Genomic DNA, 18793 nt, shown 5'->3' on the forward strand with positions numbered 1-18793 from the left:
CGCGCCGCGATCCTCTGCCGCGGCGGAAGGCTGGAAGCCAGCGGCCGCGACCCGAGCACCGGGATCGCGAAGGTAAGGAGGTTCCAGAAGTGAGGAAAGCGACCAGGGTTGTGGTGACCAGGGCCTGCCTGGTGACGCTGGTGGCCATATGGGGCCTGGTGGCAACGGGGCTGGTGGTGGGAGGGTTGAGCGCATCCCTGGCCGGATGCGCCCGGAAGTCATCTGCTGCGGCCCTTACCATGGGGCTCATTCCCATCGAGGACACCCTTCCCTTCTGGGTGGCCGAACGCCAGGGTTACTTCCAGGAGGAGGGCGTGGCCGTAAACCTGAAGACCTTCGCCAGTGCCGCCGAGCGCGACGCCGCCCTCACCGCGGGGGAGATCGACGGAGCGGTGGCCGACCTGGTGGCGGTGGCTCTGCTCCATGCCGGGGGAACGCGGGTGGGGGTGGTCAGTCTCACCCTGGGGGCCAGCGGATCTGAGGGGCGCATCGCCATCCTCAGCCCGCCCGGTACCGCCCTCACCGTGGACGACCTGCGGGGTAAGGAGATCGCCCTATCCCCCAACTCCCTGATCGAGTTCACCGTCAGCAGGCTCCTGGAGAAGCGGGGATTCCGGACCGACGAAATCAAGACCGTGGCGGTGGCCAAGATTCCCGTGCGCTTCGAGCTGCTCATGGCCGGCAAGGTGGCGGCTGCTGCTCTGCCCGATCCCTTTGCCGCCCTTGCCCAGAAGCGGGGGGCTCACCTCGTGCTCGATGACACTGCCGACAACATCTCGCAGGCAGTGGTTCTTTTCCGCAGCGCTGTGCTGGAGCAGAAGTCTGAGCAGGTGCAGAAGGTGATGCGGGCCTACGCCCGAGCAGTGGCCGATATCAACGCGAGCCCCATGGCGTTCAGCGATTTGCTCACTGAGAAGGCGGGCGTGCCCAAAGAGGTGCTGGACTGGTACCGCAGCCTGCACTTCCCGGGCCTGATACGGCCCAGCCAGGCCCAGGTGGAGGACGCCCTCAACTGGCTGGGGGAGAAGGGCCTGCTTCAGCAGCCCCTGCGGTATGAGGACCTGGTCGACCCGCGCTTCGCCTCCGAGGTGGTCAGGTGATCGAAGTCCGTGAGCTGTGCGTCGAATACCCGGGGCGGCCCCCGGTGAGGGCCTTGAGCGGGGTTTCCTTTACCGTGCCCCGGGGCAGGACCTGCGCCATCATCGGACCGTCCGGATGCGGTAAGACCACGCTGCTGCACGTGCTGGCGGGCCTCCTGCCTCCCCGCTCCGGCGAAGTGCGGGTGGACGGCCAGCCCGTGCGCGGCCCCCGTGAGCACACCGCCCTCATCCTGCAGGACTACGGTCTCTTCCCCTGGAAGACGGTTCGGGCCAATGCGGCTCTGGGGCTGGAGATCCGTGGGCGGCTGCCGGCGGGCCGCCACCGGGTGGAAGGATTGCTGCGCGATCTGGGCCTGTGGGAGCTGAGGGACCGCTTCCCTGCTCAGCTGAGCGGGGGGCAGCGCCAGCGGGTGGCCATCGCCCGTGCCCTGGCCCTGGAGCCCGATCTCCTGCTCATGGACGAGCCCTTCTCTTCGCTGGATGCCCTGACGCGGGAGAGCATGCAGGAACTGGTGGCGGAGCTGTTCCGGGCAGGAGGAATCACCGCCGTGCTGGTCACGCACGATATCTCGGAAGCCGCGTTTGTGGGGCAGGAGGTGCTGGTGATGGCGCCCGGGCGGATCACCCACCAGGTGGGCAACCCCGGAGCGCTCGGGGCGGGGTACCGGGCATCGCCTCAGTTCCTCTCCCTGTGCACCAGGCTGCGCGAGATGTGCCGGCCGGGGGTGGTGGCCCAGAGTGCCTGAGCCAGGTGAAGGCGTGCGGCTGCGATTGCGAGCGCGGCTCCCTGCGCAGGTGCCGCCGGGTGTGCCGGCGCGGGTGCGGGCGACCGCGCTGACATATCTGGTCGTGCTGGTCTTCCTGCTGGGCGGCTGGTGGGTCTTCAGCGCCGGGCTGGCCCTGCCGGCCCTGCCAGGGCCCATGGCGGCACTGCATGCTCTGGCCCGCACCTGGGGCGAGGGCCTGTCGTACCACACGGCTGTATCCGCCGGGCGGGTGGTGGCGAGCCTTGTGCTGGCCGCCGCCACGGCGGTACCCCTGGGGCTGGCGCTCGGCCAGGTCCGCGCGGCCGACCGCGTGGCGGGACCTGCCATCTACCTGACGTATCCGGTCCCCAAGAGCGTCTTCCTGCCGGTGGTAATGGCCGTCTTGGGCCTGGGGGACGCCGCCCGGATCTTCATGGTCTGGCTGGTGGTCTTCTTTCAGGTGCTGGTGGGGACCCGGGATGCCTCCCGGTCCATTTCCCCCCAGTTCCTGCACTCCATGCGGTCCCTGGGGGCATCACCGCTGGCCGTGTACCGGCACGTGGTGTGGCCGGCGGTGCTGCCCGCCGTCTTCACCTCCCTGCGGGTGGGTCTGGGTACCGCCATCGCCGTGCTTTTCCTGGCGGAAACCTGGGCTTCCCAGAGCGGGATCGGTTACTTCATCATGCTGGCCTGGACCAGGCTGGGGTGGGAGGACGTGTTTGCAGGTGTGCTGGCCATGGCGGCCCTGGGGATGGGCCTGTATCTCATTCTGGACCTGCTGGAGCGGGTGACCTGCCCGTGGCGCTTCGCATGACCAAGGAGAGACTCGGCCTGCCCCGGCCGGGCGGGGAGAAGGAAGCCCTCGTGCGCAGCCTCTTTGACACCATTGCCCCCCGGTACGACCTCATGAACCGGGTGATGACGGCGGGATTCTTCGGGCGCTGGCAGCGGTCGTTAGCAGAGGTCACCGGCCTGAGCCCAGGGCGGAAGGCGCTGGACGTCTGCTGCGGCACCGGCGACCTGGCCCTCATCATGGCGGGGCAGGTGGCGCCGGGGGGTGAGGTGACCGGCCTGGACTTCTCACCCCGCATGCTGGATATCGCCCGCCGCAAGGCATCTCGCTGGCAGGCGGCGTGGGAGACGCGCATCGATTTCGTGACCGGGGATGCGCTGCAGATTCCCTTTCCCGACAGGTCATTTGATTGTGCGGCCATCGGGTTCGCCCTGCGTAACGTGAGCGATATCGGCCGTTGCCTGGGGGAGATGGCCCGGGTGGTGCATCCCGGAGGACGGGTGGTGGCCCTGGAGGTATGCCGGCCCTCCTCGCTACTGGTGAGGGCCTGGTTCTACCCGTATTTCTACACCGTGGTGCCGTTGCTGGGCATCCTGGCCGGGTTCGGCCAGCGACTGGACAGAAGTCCCCTGCGACCTTACACCTACCTGCCACGATCTCTCGCCTACCTTCCCGGCCTGGAGGAACTCGCCACCGCATTCCGCGGCGCCGGTTTGAGCGACGTGCACTACCGCGTGCTGCCACCGGGGGTGGCGGCACTCCACTGGGGCACCGTGCCTGCAGTCAGACAGGGAAGGGGCCGGTGTGCGTAGAATAGTCTGGACGGAGGGCCGAATCCGGCCGGGGAGGGGGGCTGCCGGTGCGGAGAAGGCGGGTCCCCGATGTGGTGGTGCGCAGGCTGGCCATGTACTTGCGGGTGCTGGAGGAACTCGGGCCCGGCGATCCCGACCGCTTCATTTCGTCGCAGGAACTGGGGGACCGGGCGGGGGTTTCTGCGGCCCAGGTGCGCAAGGATCTGGCTCTTTTCGGCGAGTTTGGCAAGCAGGGAGTGGGTTACCAGGCCCGCTTCCTGCGCGAAGAGCTGCGGCGCATCCTGAACATCAGCCGTCCCCTGAACGTAGGCATCGTGGGGGTGGGTGAGCTGGGCACGGCCCTGGCCCGTTACACCCTCAGGCGCCTGGCGGCCGACCAGAGCTATCCCTTTCGTCTGGTGGCTCTCTTCGACAGCGATCCCGCCAAGGTCGGTGGTCGCGTCGAGAGCGTGGAGATTTCGCCGTCCTCGGCCATTCCCACCCTTGCCCGGGAGTTGAAGCTGAAGATCATGATGGTGGCCGTGCCCGCCTCCGCCGCTCAGGCGGTGGCCGACCTCTGCGTGGCAGGCGGAGTGCGGGCCATCCTCAACTTCGCTCCGTGCAAGCTGCAGGTCCCGCCCCAGGTGCACCTGCAGCAATCCGACGTGAGCCTGGAGCTGGAGCAACTGGCATTCTACCTGTAGCACCCATACGGGAAATGCCCATGCAGGGCAACGTCACGGGGGGAGTAACGTTGCACGAGGTTACAGAGCGAAAGGGTGCGTTCACGACCGTCTCCGGTCAGACCATCAAGGCCGTCTACCGCCCGGATGACATTGCCGGCCTGGACTATGAGCGGGACCTGGGCGATCCCGGCCAGTACCCTTTCGTGCGCGGCGTCTATCCCAGCATGTACCGGGGGCGCCTCTGGACCATGCGCCAGTTTTCCGGTTTTGGCGCCGCCGAGGACACCAACGCCCGCTTCAAGTACCTCCTGGAGCACGGGGAGACCGGCCTTTCCACGGCCTTCGACTTCCCCACCCTGCTCGGGTACGACTCCGACCATCCCCGCGCAGCCGGCGAGGTGGGTAAGCTGGGGGTCGCCATCGACACCCTGGACGACATGGAGAGGCTCTTTGCCGGCATCCGTCTGGATCGGGTGTCCACCTCCATGACCATCAACGCCCCCGCCGCCATCCTGTGGGCCATGTACCTGGTGGTGGCGGAGAAGCAGGGCGTCACCTGGGATCAGGTGTCGGGGACGATTCAGAACGACATCCTCAAGGAATATATCGCCCAGAAGACCTTCGTCTTCCCGCCCCGGCCCTCCATGCGCCTCATAGTGGACACCTTCGAGTTCGGTGCCCGCCACGTCCCGCGCTGGAATACCATCTCCATCTCCGGTTACCACATCAGGGAAGCGGGCGCCACGGCCGCGCAGGAACTGGCCTTCACGCTGGCGGACGGCATGGCATACGTGCAGGCCGGCAGGGAGCGGAGTCTGGACGTGGACGAGTTCGCCCCCCGGCTCTCGTTTTTCTTCAATGCCCACAACGACCTCTTTGAAGAGGTGGCCAAGTACCGGGCCGCCCGCCGCATCTGGGCCCGGCACATGCGGGAACGGTTCGGTGCCCGCAATCCCCGCTCGTGGCTGATGCGTTTCCACACCCAGACGGCGGGTTGCTCCCTCACCGCCCAACAACCCGAGTGCAACATCATCCGTACTGCCGTGCAGGCCCTGGCGGCCGTGCTGGGTGGGACCCAGTCCCTGCACACCAACTCCATGGACGAGGCCCTGGCCCTTCCCAGCGAGAAGGCGGTCCGCATCGCCCTGCGCACCCAGCAGATCCTGGCAGAAGAGTCGGGCGTGGCCAACACCATCGACCCCCTGGCGGGGTCGTACTTCGTGGAGGCCCTCACCGACCAGATGGAGGAGCAGGCGGAGGAGTACTTCCGCAAGATCGAGGACCTGGGCGGCATGATCAGGGCCATTGAGCTGGGGTTCCCCCAGCGGGAAATAGCCGACAGCGCCTACCGTTACCAGAAGGCGCTGGAGTCGGGAGAGCAGGTGGTGGTGGGGGTCAACAGGTACGTGCTGGACGAGAAGGTAGGCATCCCCATCCTGCGGGTGGATCCCGAAGTGGAGCGGCGCCAGGTCGGCCGGTTGCAGCGCGTCAGGGCAGAGCGGGATCAGGGGGCGGTGCGCCAGTGCCTGGGGCGCCTGGAAGACGGAGCGCGCGGAAGCGGCAACCTGATGTACCCCATTCTGGAGTGCGTGCGGGCGTACTGTACTCTGGGCGAAATCATGGATACCCTGCGCCGGGTTTTCGGTACCTACCGGGAGCCGGCCATGTACTGAGGCGACAGCGACCCGGCGGGGGCCGGCGGGCCGGCACGGGTAAGGGGCGGCGGGGGCCGACGGGTCGTTGTGCCGTGAGGGGGACCGGCGGGCAATGGGAGCGGAGGTGAGAAGGTGAGGAGGCCGGTGCGCGTTCTCATCGCCAAACCCGGGCTGGACAGCCACGACCGGGGGGCGAAGGTGGTGGCGCGCGCTCTGCGCGATGCCGGTATGGAGGTGATCTACACCGGTCTGCACCAGACTCCGGAGCAGATCGCCGAGAGCGCGGTCCAGGAGGACGTAGACGTGGTGGGCCTGAGCATCCTTTCGGGCGCCCACAATACCCTGGTCCCCCGGGTGGTAGAGCTCCTGCGGGGGAAGGGCCGGGAGGACGTCCTGGTGCTGGTGGGTGGTATAATCCCGGAGGAGGACGTCCCCTTCCTGCAGGAGCAGGGGGTGGCGGCCGTGTTCGGGCCGGGGACTCCCACGGAGGGGATCGCCCGGTTCGTTGCCGAGAGGCTGCGGGGGCAGGAATGTCGCTGATAGACGAGATCAGGCGCGGTAACCGCCGGGTGCTGGCGCGGGCCATTTCGATGGTCGAGGACGGAGGGGGAGAAGGTAGGCAACTGATCAAAGAGGCGTTCCCGCACACCGGGAAAGCCTTTGTCGTGGGCGTTACCGGCGCTCCGGGGGCGGGAAAGAGCACCCTGGTGGGGGTGCTCACCGGCCACTGCCGCCACCACGGGCTCACCGTGGGAGTGGTGGCGGTCGACCCCACCAGCCCCTTCACCGGCGGCGCCCTGCTGGGGGACCGGCTGCGCATGCAGGAACACGCCCTGGATGAGGGGGTGTTCATCCGCAGCCTGGCCACCCGGGGTTCCCTGGGCGGCCTGTCGCGGGCTACGGGAGACGTGGTTTGCCTCCTGGACGCGGCCGGGTTCGACGTGATCTTCGTAGAGACGGTGGGAGCCGGGCAGGCCGAGGTGGACATCATGCGTTACGCCCACACCACCCTGGTGCTGGTAACGCCCGGGATGGGGGACGAGGTGCAGGTGTTCAAGGCCGGCATCATGGAGATCGGCGACGCCTTCGCGGTGAACAAGGCTGATCAGGAGGGGGCCGACCGTCTGGCCCGGGAGCTGGAAGTGATGCTTGACCTGGCCGGTGCCCGGGCATGGCGTCCACCGGTGGTGCTGACGGTGGCCCACGAAGGGAGAGGGGTGGCGGACCTGTGGCAGGCTCTGGTCAGTCACCGCGACTTCGCGCGGCAGAGCGGGCTCTGGCAGGAGAAGCTCAGGACCAGGGCGGAAGCCGAGGTGAGGGGTATTCTCACCGCCCGCCTGCTGGACGAGGCCTGGCGGCGCGGTGTCGAGCGGGGGCTGCTGCCCGGACTGTGGGAGGACGTGGCGGGCCGGCGGATTGACCCTTACACCGCCGCCGCCATGCTGGCCGATGGCCTGTCCCGCTGACGGGACCGGGTGTCTTGCGGAAGGAGGCCTGATCATGGAGAGCCCGCATGAGGAGTTACGCCGCCGGGCGGCCGACCTGGCTACCCGGGAGCTGGAGCCGCGGGCAGCGGCGTACGACAGGGAGGGTGCCTTCCCTCGGGAAAGCATAGAGCGCATGGCGGAAGAGGGTTTCTTCGGCCTCATGCTGCCGCCTGAATACGGGGGGATGGGGCAGGGACTGCTCGCCTACGCCGTCGCAATGGAGGAGATTGCCCGGGCCTGTGCCTCCTCGGCCCTGATCTGGGGGGTACACAGCGCCCTGGTGGCCGGCTCCATCGTGGCGTGGGGCACGCAAGAGCAGAAGCGCCGCTTGCTGCCCGCCCTGGGCAGGGCCGAAATGCTGGGGGCGTTCTGCCTTACCGAGCCCGGCGCCGGTTCCGACGCGGGGGCGGTGAGGACGACAGCGCGGCGGGAGGGCCTTCACTACATACTGGACGGGGAGAAGATGTTCATCACCAGTGGCGGCGTGGCCGGCCTGTACCTGCTGATTGCCTCCACCGACCCCGCCCAGGGATCGCGGGGCCTTACCGCCTTCCTGGTGGAAAAGGAGCGCCCCGGTATCTCCTTCGGGCCGCCCCTTGAGAAGATGGGGCTGCGCTCCTCGGTCACCACTGCCGTCTACCTGGAGGACTGCCGAATCCCGGAGGGGAACCGCCTGGGCCGGGAGGGAGAGGGGTTCAAGATCGCCCTGTCGGCCCTGGACCGGGGCCGGGTGGGCATCGCCGCCCAGGCCATCGGCATCGCGCGTGCCGCGTACGAGCATGCGAGCGATTACGCGCGGCGGCGGGAACAGTTCGGGCAGCCCATTGCGAGCTTCCAGGGCATCCAGTGGAGGCTGGTGGACATGGCCACGGACATCGATGCCGCCCGCCTGCTGTGTCACCGGGCGGCGGCCCTGGCCGACCGCGGGGAGCGCTTCACCCGGGAAGCAGCCCAGGCCAAGCTGTTTGCCACCCGCATGGCCATGCGTTGCTGCGAGGATGCGGTGCAGATCCACGGGGGATACGGATACCTGTGCGACTACACGGTGGAGCGCCTCATGCGGGACGTAAAGGTGACCGAGATTTACGAGGGCACCTCCGAAATCATGCGGGTGGTCATCGCCGCTCATCTCCTCCGCTAGCAGCGGAGGGCAGGCGACGAGGGGAGGTCTCAGCCGTCCACCGGGGGGAATGAGCGTGAAGGTGCTGGGTCTGGTGGGGTCGGCCCGCCGCCTGGGCAACACGGAGATTCTGGTCAAGGAGGCGCTGGCCGGAGCGCGGGGGGCGGGGGCCGATGTGGCCATGGTGCGCCTCCCCGACCTGCGTATCCTTCCCTGCGACGGGTGCATGTCCTGCGTGTTCAGCCGGCGGCCCTGCCGCCTCGATGACGATGTACCCTGGCTGTTCGAGCGGATGCTGGATGCGGATGGGCTGGTGGTGGGAGCCCCCACCTACGTGCTGGGGCCGGCCGGCGTGATCAAGTTGGTCCTCGATCGGTACCTCATGGTCGGGCACCAGGTTGAGGAGTTGGGCCGGCGGGGGCGCCGGGGGGCGGCCATCAGCGTGGCCGGCCTGCGGGGTTGGAACCCCTTTGGCGCCGGTCCTCTCAGCCTGCTCCTGCTGGCCATGCAGGCTCCTCCGGTAGGGTGGCTGCACGCCTACGCCCCCGGTCCGGGTGAGGTGCTGCTCGAAGAAGGTATGGCGGAGCGGGCCCACCTCCTCGGCCGCCTGGTGGCGACCGGCCCCGAACCGCCACCGATGGGTTCCCGCAGGACACCGGGGGGTGCCCCGGCTGCAAGTGGTTACCCTGGGGGGTCGGCGGGGGCCGCCCGGGCCGGGAGCGCTTGCAGCGAGGGGTGGGCCGGCTGTAGAGGGCCGCGTCCGCCCCTTACCGAGGAAGGGGTGTTCGCCTGCCCGTTTTGCGGCAGCCTGGTCCTGCGCGTGGGGCGGGGCGAGGTGGAGTGCCCCGTCTGTTCGTCACGGGCACAACTGGACGCGGCAGGAGTAGGCGAGTTCCGTGCCCCGGGGCCCCAGGGGCATCGCTGGGACCCGGTGCCCGCTCGCGAGCACATCGAGGGCTGGGTTATGAGCACGCGGGACCGCTACCTTGCCCGCCGCGACGCCATCCGGCCCCTGCGCGAGCGCTACCGGCAGATGGAAGATTGGTGGATTTCCCCGCCTGCGCCACCTTCCGGCAGGGCTTGACAGCAATCGACCTGTCGGGATACAATGGAAGAGGTGGTATTTGCTTCCGTGGAGATTCCGGCCGCAGAGCGGTGGTATAATGGGGGCGGTGGATGCCATGCCGGTCAACAGTGGGAACAATTCGCCTGATTCGCGCGGATATGCGCGGAAGGTCCGCTCCCAGGAGTTTCTGTACATATTGCACCGCATCGATGGGCTGGATCGAACCCTCAGCGGTCGCATTGACTCCCTCGACCAAAAGCTGAGCGCGCGTATTGACGCGGTTGACGGGAAGCTCAGTGCGCGCATTGATACGCTCGAGCAGAGGCTGAGTGACTGGATTGCGGCGGTCGATGCGCGGCTGGACGGCCTCCGGCAGGAGTTCGGCAGCCGCCTGGGGGCGGTCGATGCGCGGCTGGACGGCCTCCGGCAGGAGTTCGGCAGCCGCCTGGGGGCGGTCGATGCGCGGCTGGACGGCCTCCGGCAGGAGCTGGGGAGCCGCCTGGAGACAGCGGAGCGGAGCCTGAGGTACTGGATCATCGGTACCATCGTTACCATGGTACTTGGTTTTGCCGGCCTGGTCACCACCGTCATCCTGACCAGGTGAGTCTGGTCAGGCTACGGCGGTCGGAAAGCGGCCTTTGCCTCCATTCTTCAGGTGCCTGTACTTCCGGGCATGGGGAGCAGCTGGTCGGCCGGGGACAGCCCCGGGGCCGGCTCAGCCCTTATTAGGGCGGCTGGGGGGTATTCCGGGGGGTAGCAACCGCCGCGCACCGTGCTGGTCCGGGCCAGGGGGCCGTCATGCCGGCGAGAGGATTTCTGCGGGCGGGCGAGAAGTTACGGTATGCGAAAGGAAGGGCTGCGGCATGAGGGAACAAAGAACTGATAGTGGCAATGCTGGGCGGCCGGACGACGGGCGGCTGCGGGACGCAGACCGTTCGCTGGCCGGTGAACTTTTCGTCTCCGACGAGGCGTACCAGAACCTCCTCGTCCTCTGCGACGAGTGCGGATCCCGGTTCGGCGGGACCGAGGGAGAGCGGAAGGCGTGCGACTTCATCCTGGAGAAGATGCGGGCTTACGGCCTGGAGGACGTCCACGCTGAGGCATTCCCTTATGCGGGATGGGTGCGGGGTAGGGCCAGCCTGCAGGCCCTCACCCCGGTGGAGAAGGAGTTCCCCTGCGTTTCTCTTCCCTACACGAAGGCCGCCACCGTGGAGGGGGATCTGGTCAACCTGGGAGAGGGTGCGCCATCCGATTACGAGCGCCTGGCCGACCAGATCCGGGGGAACTTGGTGCTGGTCAGCACACGGGCGCCCCGCTTCTTCCGGCGTCCTATGCACCGGGGCGAGAAGTACGGCCGGGCGGTGGCGGCGGGGGCAGCCGGCTTCATCTGGATGAAGGACGACCCCGGCCTGCTGGAGGAGACCGGCTCCATTCGCTTCAACCGCGAGGCCGAGATCCCGGGAGTGGGGGTGAGCAAGGAAACCGGTGAGGCCCTGTTGCGGCTGGCACGACGGGGCCCGGTGCGGGTGCGCCTGGAGACCACCGATCAGGTGCATCCCATGACCTCGTGGAACCTGGTGGGCCAGCTCACGGGTACCCGGTGGCCCGAGCGGGTACTGGTGGTGGGAGCCCACTTCGATGGCCACGACATCGCCCAGGGGGCCATGGACGACGCCTCGGGAGCGGTGGTGGTGCTGGAGGGGGCGCGCGGCCTGGCCCGCTGCCGGGACCTCCTGGGCGCCACCGTCCGCTTCATCCTCTTCCCCCTGGAAGAGATGGGGCTGATAGGTGCCCACGCTTACGTCGACGCCCATCGGGGCGAGGTGGGGAGATTCGCCTTCATGCTCAACCTGGACGGCGCTGGCCGGGAGGGGGATAAGTTCTTCGCCCTGCAGGGGTGTCCTGAACTAAAAGAGCCTATGGAGGCGGCCCTCCGGGACATGAAGCAGCCGCTGCCCGTCGGCAACAGACCCGGCCTGTACTCGGACTTCTATCCCTTCATGCTGGCCGGGGTCCCCAGTGCTACCATCTCCGGGTTCACCTCCGGTCCGGGGGCGGGACGGGGATTCGGCCACACCGCGGCCGACACCGTGGACAAGGTGAGCGCGCGCGGCCTGCAGATGGATGCCATCCTGGTCGGCCGCCTCATGCTCAGGCTGGCGGCCGTGGATCCCTGGCCGGGCCGCCACCGCGCCTGGCCGGAGATCAAAGAGACGCTGGCGGCGGAAGATCTGCTGGAGCCCCTGCGGTACGAGGGGCGCTACCCCTTCCCCGAGTAACCGGGTCAGGGAGCCGGCCACAGGCAGCCGGCCACAGGCCGGGTGCAAGGACGGGCGGGCCGGTCGCAAGGAGTGACTGAACGTGGAAAACCACGATCGGATGCTGGATACGCTGGAGGCGCTGACAGCCATCGACGGCGTCTCCGGGTTCGAGGAACCGGTAGCCACCTGGCTCAGGCGGGAACTGGAGCCCCTGGTGGACCGGGTGGAGACCGACGGCATGGGCAACCTCTACCTGGTGCGAGAAGGGCGCCCCGGGGGACCGCGGGTCATGGTGGCCGCCCACACCGATGAGATCGGGGGTATGGTCTCGCAGGTGGAAGGGAGCGGCTTTCTCCGTTTCGAGAAGCTGGGCGGGTGGCAGGACCCGCTGTTGCCGGGGCGCTTCGTGCGCATACGCGGCCACCTGGGCATCATCGGATGCAAGCCCGGGCACTTCCTGGGCGAGGAAGAGCGCCGCCGGGTGAGGGAGCACCGCGAGCTGTACATTGACGTGGGGGCGAAGAGCGCCCAGGAAGTGGCCGCTCTGGGCATAAGGCCGGGGGACCCGGTTGCCTTCCACAGCCCTCTGGTGCGCATGGCGGGGGGCATCGCGGCGGGCAAGGCCCTGGATGACCGCCTGGGGTGCGCGGTGGTGGCGGAGTTGCTCCGCCGCACCCACGAGGAAGGGCGCCGGCCCGTGGCCACCGTGGTGGCGGCCTTCACCGTGCAGGAGGAAGTGGGCTTGCGGGGCGCCACCGTGGCCGCCTACCGGGTGAACCCGGACCTGGCCCTGGTGGTGGACACCATCCCCTCCGGCGACACGCCCGACATGGCCTCGCCCCGACCCTTCTTCCCGGTGACCCTGGGTAAGGGTCCGGTCATCCAGCTCATGAGTGGCTCGGGACAGCGGGGCCACATCCTGTCACCGCGAGTGCGGGATTTGCTGGAAGAGGCGGCCTGCCGCGCGGGCGTCTCCTACCAGACGGCCGCTTTCACGGGAGGCACCACAGACGGCAGCGCCATCCACCTGGCCAGGCAGGGTGTGCCCACGGGCGTGATCACCATCCCGCGGCGGTACTCCCATTCCCCGGTGGAGATGGCCCACGTCTCCGACGTGATCTACACCCTGCGGCTGCTCGACGCCGCCCTGCAGCGCGTCCCCGCATTGACCTGATGAGCTCGCTGGTGGGTGGTGACCCGGGATGAAAGGGATGGGCGCGGGCAAGATTATCGTGAAGCAGGGTGGCGCATCGCGCTCGATGGCAGCCCCAGACCCTGTTCGCCCACGGACCCGCACAGCATTCCTTCCCGGTAACGGCGACGGTAACGTTCAAGCGGAGGTGGTGACGCGGCTCAGTGCCTGCTCGGTTGTGGGGTCGAAGAGGTGAATGCGCTCGGAGTCTGCGGCCACGGTGAGCCGGTCGCCCACGCGCACCTCGACGCGCCCGGGCACCCGGGCGGTGAGCCGGTCCTGCCCAGCCAGGAGGTGCACGTAGGCATCGGCACCGAGGGGTTCCACCACCTCCACCACGGCGTCGATGCGGGCATCCGTCACGCCCCGGACCCGCTCCGGCTCCACCAGGATGTCGTCGGGCCGGAGGCCCAGCACGATGGGTTGCCCGGCGAGACCCGCCGTGGCGCCGGCCAGGGCCGGGGGCACGCGGATGCTGATCCCGGCGGTGACGAACCAGAGCCCGCTGTCGCGGGGCGCCAGGGTCCCCGGCACAAAATTCATGGGCGGTGAGCCAATAAACCCGGCCACGAACAGGTTGGCCGGCCGCTCGTAGAGTTCCAGCGGCGAGGCCACCTGCTGGATGCGACCCTCCTTCATGACCACGATGCGGCTGCCCATGGTCATGGCTTCGGTCTGGTCGTGGGTCACGTAGATGGTGGTGACCCGCAGGCGCTGGTGCAGGCGGGCCAGTTCGGTGCGCATCTCCACCCGCAGCTTGGCGTCCAGGTTAGAGAGAGGTTCGTCCATGAGAAAGGCCTTGGGCTCCCGCACGATGGCCCGGCCCAGGGCCACCCGCTGGCGCTGTCCCCCCGAAAGCTGGGACGGCCGCCGCCTGAGCAGGTCGGACAGGCCCAGGATCTCGGCAGCCTGGCGCACGCGGCGGTCGATCTCGTCGCGGGGGGCGTGCCGCATGCGCAGGCCGAAGGCCAGGTTGTCATACACGTGCATGTGCGGGTAGAGGGCGTAGTTCTGGAACACCATGGCCACGTCGCGGTCCTTGGGGGCCACGTGGTTGACCAGGCGACCGTCAATGTAAATCTCCCCTGAGGTGATCTCTTCCAGTCCGGCGACCGCCCGCAACAGGGTGGATTTGCCGCACCCGGACGGTCCCACCAGCACCACGAATTCGCCGTCGTCGATTTCCAGGGTGAAGTCGCGCACGGCGGTGACGTAACCGAACTGCTTGGTCACGCGGTGAAGCTGCACTGTGGCCATTCACTGTCTCCTCCGATTCCGGCGGACCACGCCCCCGGCGGGTAGGCGGTCGGCACCTGCGACTGTGCGCACTGACCGGTGATGGGCCCGTGTGGCCGGCGGCGGGCCCGCACAGACCTGTGCTACTTGAGAGTCCAGCCGATCAGGCCCCTCACGTAGTAACGCTGCAGCAGGGCGAAGACGAGGATGGGGACGGCTATGGTGAGCACCGAGGCCGCCGTCAGGATGCCCCAGTCCACGTGGTACTGGCCGCGCAAGAGCGGGATGCGCTGCGTGGCCACCAGCCGGCTGGGTTCGTAAAGCAGGATGAGGGCCATGAAGAAGTCGTTCCAGGCCCAGGTCAGCTGCAGGGCCGCGGCCGAAGCCAGCCCGGGAAGGCTGAGGGGCAGGATGACGTGCCAGAAGATCTGCAGGCGGCCGGCCCCGTCCATGAGGGCGGCCTCCTCCACCTCCCGGGGGAGAGTGGCGAAGTAGTTGCGCAGGAACATGATCATCCAGGGCAGCGCCCAGGCCGTGTGGGTTACCACCAGCCCGGCATAGGAGTTGATGAAACCGAAGTCTCGCAGTATGCGGAACAGGGGGATGGCCACCATCTGTTGGGGCACCGCCAGCAGGAGGATGATGAGGGCGAAAAGCGGGGTGCGCGCGCGCGCCCGGGACCGGAGAAAGCCGTACGCGGCCAGGGAGGCGATGAGGAGCGGCAGCACCGTGGAAGGGATGGCCACCGCCAGAGAGTTGCGGATACCTTCCCCCATGGGGGCGGTGGGGTGATTCCAGGCACGCACGAAGTTCTCCGCAGAGAGAGTCGCCTGCCTGAATTGCCACCAGCCGTGGATCAGTTCCGGCTGGGGCCGCAGCGCGCTCATGAGGATGCCCAGGAAGGGCACGAGCCAGAGTAGGCCGACGAGCCAGGCCAGGGCATCGCGCAGGATGACGGCGGGTCGGAGGCGAGGCTTGCGCACGGGACGGCCGGCCGGGAAGGACCCGGGAGTGCACACGGGGGCAGGTTGCCGCTCGGGCGCAGGTTGCCGCTCGGGCGCAGGTTGTTGCCGCTCGGGCGCAGGTTGCCAAACTACACCCATCGGCGCTCACTCCTCTCGACGGCCGCTGCGGATGAACCAGATGCCCACCACCAGGGTGAACAGGGACAGTAGGGTGGCAACGGCGGCGGCGGTGTTGAACCGCAGGGCCCGGAAACCGTAGAAGTACATCTGAAGGGCGAGCACCATGGAGGATCCGCCCGGACCGCCCAGGGTGGCGGTGTAGACCAGGTCGAAGATCTTGAGCCCCCAGAGGATGGTCATGGCCACCACCACGGTGGTCACCGGCCGCAGGGAAGGGACCGTGATGTGCCAGAACTGCTGCCACGGGCTGGCCCCGTCCACGCAGGCGGCCTCGTAATAATCTCGCGGGATGGTGGAAAGGCCGGCGCTATACAGCACCATGGCGAACCCCGACCACAGCCACACCGAACCCAGGATGAGCGACAGCAGCGCCGTGTCGGGGTATGCCGTCCAGCTCCGGGCCAGGGCCTCCAGCCCCACCAGGCGCAGGAAGGCGTTGATGATGCCGGCGTGTTCGTCGAACAGGAAGCGGATGATTACCCCGCCCACGATCATGGGTGTGACCATGCCCAGGAAGATGACGGACCTCAGAATGGCGGAACCCTTCACGTCTCGTAGCAGGATGGCCAGGCCGAGTCCGATGGCGACGGTGAGGGGCAGGTGCAGCAAAATCCAGATGGCGTTGTGCACCAGCGAGCCCCACGGAGGCGTGCGGGCCGGGAACCGCGCCAGGTTCATGGTCTCCGGGTCGGAGAGCACATCGGCGAAGTTCTTGAGCCCGACGAAGGCGCCATCTTTGGACAGGAAGGAGAGCGCCACCGTCTGCAGGGCGGGATACACGATGAGGGCGAGGATCAAGAAAAGGGCCGGGGCGGCCAGCAGCAGTGGGTCAGCCCAGGGCCGGGCGCGGGCCCCTCGGGGATCCATCCCCTACCTCACCTGCCCGAGAGCTGCCCGGCTCACTTGGATTGGCGCTTGCTTTCCAGGGTGGTGAGCACGTCGTCCAGGGCTTTTGGCTTCACCCACAACAGCTTCAACTGATCCCAGAAGGTGCGCTGCCAGTCGCCCCCGATGGAGTCGTCCAGGTCGGGCAGGGTGACTTCCACCTGGGCCAGCGCCTCGGCCAGAGCCTTGTCGGCGGGCGGGTAGACATCGGCGGGCACATCCTTGCGACCGGCCAGCTTGCCGCCCTGTTTGGCTCGCGTCTCCATACCCTCGCGGCTGATGAGGTAGGCGACCAGCTTCTTGGCGGCGTCCACGTTCTCCGAGTACTTGGGGATGAAGGCGTAGTCGGTACCGGCCACCACGCCTTTGGCCCCGGGCAGGGTGAAGACGCCCAGGTCATCGGGTTGCTTGACCATGCCGGTGAGCCAGTTGCCCATGAAGTAGAGGACATACTCCCCGTTCCACCAGAGGTCGATGGCCTGGGTCCACTCCACCGGATCGCTGAAGTAGGGGAGCAACGGGACCAGCCGGTCTGCGAAAACGCTGCGTACCTGGGGGTCGGTCCACTTCACCTTGCCTGCGATGAGGTCGAGCTGCAGCTGGGGCCCGCCGCAGGTGATGAGGAAGTGCTCGGTGATGTCGCTGATGGGCCAGCCCACGCCGTCCCCGGTCACGATGGGCTTCTCCACGCCCGGCACCTTGGCCGCCTGATCCAGCAGCGCCTTCAGTTCCTCCCAGGTGTTGGGGGGCTTGAGATTGTGTTGCTGGAAGAAGGACTTGCGGTACCAGAAGCCGGGCTTCACCGTCATGGCGTAGGGGACCGCGCACACCTTGCCCCCGGCCTCGGCCGCCGTGAGGATGAACTGCCCTGCCTCGCTCTGCCAGACGTCGGTCAGGGCCACGGCGTGCTGGGTGTTCTTCTTAACCCACCAGTCCCACATGAAGATCACGTCGCCCGGGGCCTGACCCGCCTCAAACTGGGCCGGCAGGATGGCGGACAGGTCCTCCGCCCGGTAGATGCGATAGTTGATCTTGGCGCCCAGCTTTCCCTCTGCCGCTTTGAGGACGGGGACGAACGCGTCCATCTCGGGGCCTGACCAGGGACCGATGACGGTAAGCACCGGCTTGGGTGCGGGCTCGACCGCGGGGGCGGGAGCCCCGGTGCAACCCGACAGTGCCAGCAAGCCGACCACCAACAGAAGCAACCACCGTTTCACGAAACCCCCTCCTTTTCTGCGCGGGACTACTCGATCATCCTGGCATGTGTCCCGGCGAAATGAATGCGGCGGGTCCCGCCTGCGTTGGTTGCTTTCTATTATTCGCGGTCGGGTTGCCATTCCCCTCCCTGTTCTGGATCTTCCTTGCCAGATCTGGGTGCGAAGTGGCACTACGGGGCGCGCAGCTCGGTGACGTCGGCGTCGGGATGGCGCACTGCGAGGAGGAGGAGCAGGTAGTCCTTGAGGTGGCGGGTGATCAGGTAATTGTTACGCACGTGCTCGCGTCCATTGTCGCCCATGGCCCGCCGCAGGGCGGGATCGTGCAGCAGCTGGCGGAGGCGGTAGGCCAGCCCTTCCACCGACCTGACCAGGAAGCCGGTGAACCCGTGGATCACCTGGCGGCGGATACCACCTACGGCCCCTGCCACCACCGGCTTGCCTTTCCACAGGGCCTCGGTCACCGTGAGCCCGAACCCCTCCCGTAGGGACTTCTGTACGATGATGGTGGACGCCCGCTGCAGGGCGTTGATCTCGACATCGCTTTCGGGAGGAAGCTCCAGGACGTGGATGTCCGGTTGTTGGCTGGCCTCTTCTCTCACCTGGGCCAGGACCTGCTGCCCTTCGGGGTCGTCGGTGGCGCCTCCTCCCGCCAGCACCAGCTGACAGTCTTCGCGCCGTCGCACCTCCCGGAAAGCCCTCATCACCCCCAGGGGATCCTTCATGGCGTCAAAGCGGGACACCTGGGTTATGATGGGCCTTCCCGGGTCGATACCATACCGCTCGAGGACGTCCTGCACCGTGCGGACGTCCAGGTCCCGGTTCTTGTCGTTCAGGGGGTCTATGGAGGGTTCGATCATGAACTGGTTGTGGGGCAGCTCCTGGGCGAAGGCGGGTATAGAGAAGATGCTGGCGTCGTACTGCTCCACGTACGGGCGCAGGAAGCGCCAGGCCACCGGGTCGGGGGCGGACAGGTCGATGTGGCACCGCCACACCCAGCGCGACCGGCCCCGGGCGCGATGGCGGATGAGGCCGGCCGGCTGCGGGTCGTGGATGATCACGCAGTCGGCGTCCAGGTCCAACCGGGAGGCGTTGATCTCCTGGCACCTGACGTAGGTGTCCACCTGCTCCTCTCGCAGGAGGAAGGGTGCCCCCTGGAGGCCGTTGTGCAGGGCCTTGGTGAAGGGGAAGAATCCGGGCAGTGGTTCGATGACTTCCCAGCGCGCCGTGACCCCCACGCTGTTGAGAAGGGGGATCATGGCTTCCAGGATCTCGGCCACGCCCCCGCCCATCCTGGTGGAGTTAACGTGCACCATGGTGGTGCCCTCCACGTGGCGTACCACCGACCATATCTCGCGCAGCTCCTCGGGGTTCACCACTTCGGCATAGTCTTCCAGTCGGCGTGCCCTGCTCATT

At 67.9% G+C, this 18793-nt stretch carries 18 protein-coding genes; 13 read left to right on the forward strand and 5 right to left on the reverse strand.

Going from position 1 to position 18793, the window contains the following annotated elements:
- Positions 1-89: 89 nt before the first annotated feature.
- The 13 genes from QME70_10510 (at position 90) to QME70_10570 (ending at position 12879) form a co-directional block, all read left to right on the forward strand.
- Positions 90-1100: a MetQ/NlpA family ABC transporter substrate-binding protein gene (locus QME70_10510; protein MDI6895007.1), complete on the forward strand. Its 1011-nt coding sequence runs from the start codon at positions 90-92 to the stop codon at positions 1098-1100.
- Positions 1097-1846 (forward strand): ABC transporter ATP-binding protein, encoded by a 750-nt coding sequence (locus QME70_10515; GenBank protein ID MDI6895008.1) that lies wholly within the window; start codon positions 1097-1099, stop codon positions 1844-1846. The genes QME70_10510 and QME70_10515 overlap by 4 nt, the downstream gene beginning before the upstream one ends.
- Positions 1839-2660 carry an ABC transporter permease gene (locus QME70_10520; GenBank protein MDI6895009.1) on the forward strand — a complete coding sequence of 274 codons (822 nt, stop codon included), beginning with the start codon at positions 1839-1841 and terminating at the stop codon, positions 2658-2660. The genes QME70_10515 and QME70_10520 overlap by 8 nt, the downstream gene beginning before the upstream one ends.
- Complete coding sequence (locus QME70_10525) at positions 2645-3451, forward strand: ubiquinone/menaquinone biosynthesis methyltransferase (GenBank protein ID MDI6895010.1); 807 nt, start codon at positions 2645-2647, stop codon at positions 3449-3451. The genes QME70_10520 and QME70_10525 overlap by 16 nt, the downstream gene beginning before the upstream one ends.
- Positions 3452-3498: 47 nt before the next feature.
- Positions 3499-4134, forward strand: a complete 636-nt coding sequence (locus QME70_10530; GenBank protein ID MDI6895011.1) for a redox-sensing transcriptional repressor Rex — start codon at positions 3499-3501, stop codon at positions 4132-4134.
- 50 nt (positions 4135-4184) lie between these two features.
- A complete protein-coding gene (locus QME70_10535; GenBank protein MDI6895012.1) occupies positions 4185-5789 on the forward strand; it encodes a methylmalonyl-CoA mutase family protein in 1605 nt (534 codons plus the stop codon).
- A 114-nt stretch (positions 5790-5903) separates the two neighbouring features.
- Complete coding sequence (locus QME70_10540; GenBank protein MDI6895013.1) at positions 5904-6311, forward strand: cobalamin B12-binding domain-containing protein; 408 nt, start codon at positions 5904-5906, stop codon at positions 6309-6311.
- On the forward strand, positions 6302-7237 hold the full coding sequence (meaB, locus tag QME70_10545) for a methylmalonyl Co-A mutase-associated GTPase MeaB (protein ID MDI6895014.1): 936 nt from the start codon (positions 6302-6304) through the stop codon (positions 7235-7237). Before QME70_10540 ends, meaB begins: the two co-directional genes overlap by 10 nt.
- A 34-nt stretch (positions 7238-7271) precedes the next feature.
- A complete protein-coding gene (locus QME70_10550; protein MDI6895015.1) occupies positions 7272-8399 on the forward strand; it encodes an acyl-CoA dehydrogenase family protein in 1128 nt (375 codons plus the stop codon).
- Between the two features lie 55 nt (positions 8400-8454).
- On the forward strand, positions 8455-9462 hold the full coding sequence (locus QME70_10555) for an NAD(P)H-dependent oxidoreductase (GenBank protein ID MDI6895016.1): 1008 nt from the start codon (positions 8455-8457) through the stop codon (positions 9460-9462).
- A gap of 178 nt (positions 9463-9640) precedes the next feature.
- A complete protein-coding gene (locus tag QME70_10560) occupies positions 9641-10048 on the forward strand; it encodes a hypothetical protein (protein ID MDI6895017.1) in 408 nt (135 codons plus the stop codon).
- A gap of 259 nt (positions 10049-10307) precedes the next feature.
- Positions 10308-11723, forward strand: coding sequence for a M28 family peptidase (locus tag QME70_10565; GenBank protein ID MDI6895018.1), 1416 nt, complete (start codon positions 10308-10310; stop codon positions 11721-11723).
- A gap of 82 nt (positions 11724-11805) precedes the next feature.
- The gene (locus QME70_10570; protein MDI6895019.1) at positions 11806-12879 is read left to right on the forward strand and encodes a M42 family metallopeptidase; all 1074 of its coding nucleotides are present in this window, start codon (positions 11806-11808) and stop codon (positions 12877-12879) included.
- A 156-nt stretch (positions 12880-13035) separates the two neighbouring features.
- On the opposite strand, the gene ugpC is transcribed toward QME70_10570, so the two are convergent.
- From ugpC to QME70_10595, 5 genes are all read right to left on the reverse strand, one after another.
- Positions 13036-14154, reverse strand: coding sequence for a sn-glycerol-3-phosphate ABC transporter ATP-binding protein UgpC (gene ugpC / locus QME70_10575; protein ID MDI6895020.1), 1119 nt, complete (start codon positions 14152-14154; stop codon positions 13036-13038).
- Positions 14155-14276: 122 nt separating this feature from the next.
- A complete protein-coding gene (locus QME70_10580; GenBank protein ID MDI6895021.1) occupies positions 14277-15236 on the reverse strand; it encodes a carbohydrate ABC transporter permease in 960 nt (319 codons plus the stop codon).
- A gap of 6 nt (positions 15237-15242) precedes the next feature.
- A complete protein-coding gene (locus QME70_10585) occupies positions 15243-16145 on the reverse strand; it encodes a sugar ABC transporter permease (protein MDI6895022.1) in 903 nt (300 codons plus the stop codon).
- Between the two features lie 32 nt (positions 16146-16177).
- Positions 16178-17380, reverse strand: a complete 1203-nt coding sequence (locus tag QME70_10590; protein ID MDI6895023.1) for an ABC transporter substrate-binding protein — start codon at positions 17378-17380, stop codon at positions 16178-16180.
- Between the two features lie 170 nt (positions 17381-17550).
- Entirely contained in the window at positions 17551-18792 is a 1242-nt protein-coding gene (locus QME70_10595) for a glycosyltransferase (GenBank protein ID MDI6895024.1), read from the reverse strand.
- Position 18793 lies beyond the last annotated feature (1 nt).

Source organism: Bacillota bacterium (assembly GCA_030019365.1).
Taxonomy (GTDB): Bacteria; Bacillota; Sulfobacillia; order JACIYH01; family JACIYH01; genus JACIYH01.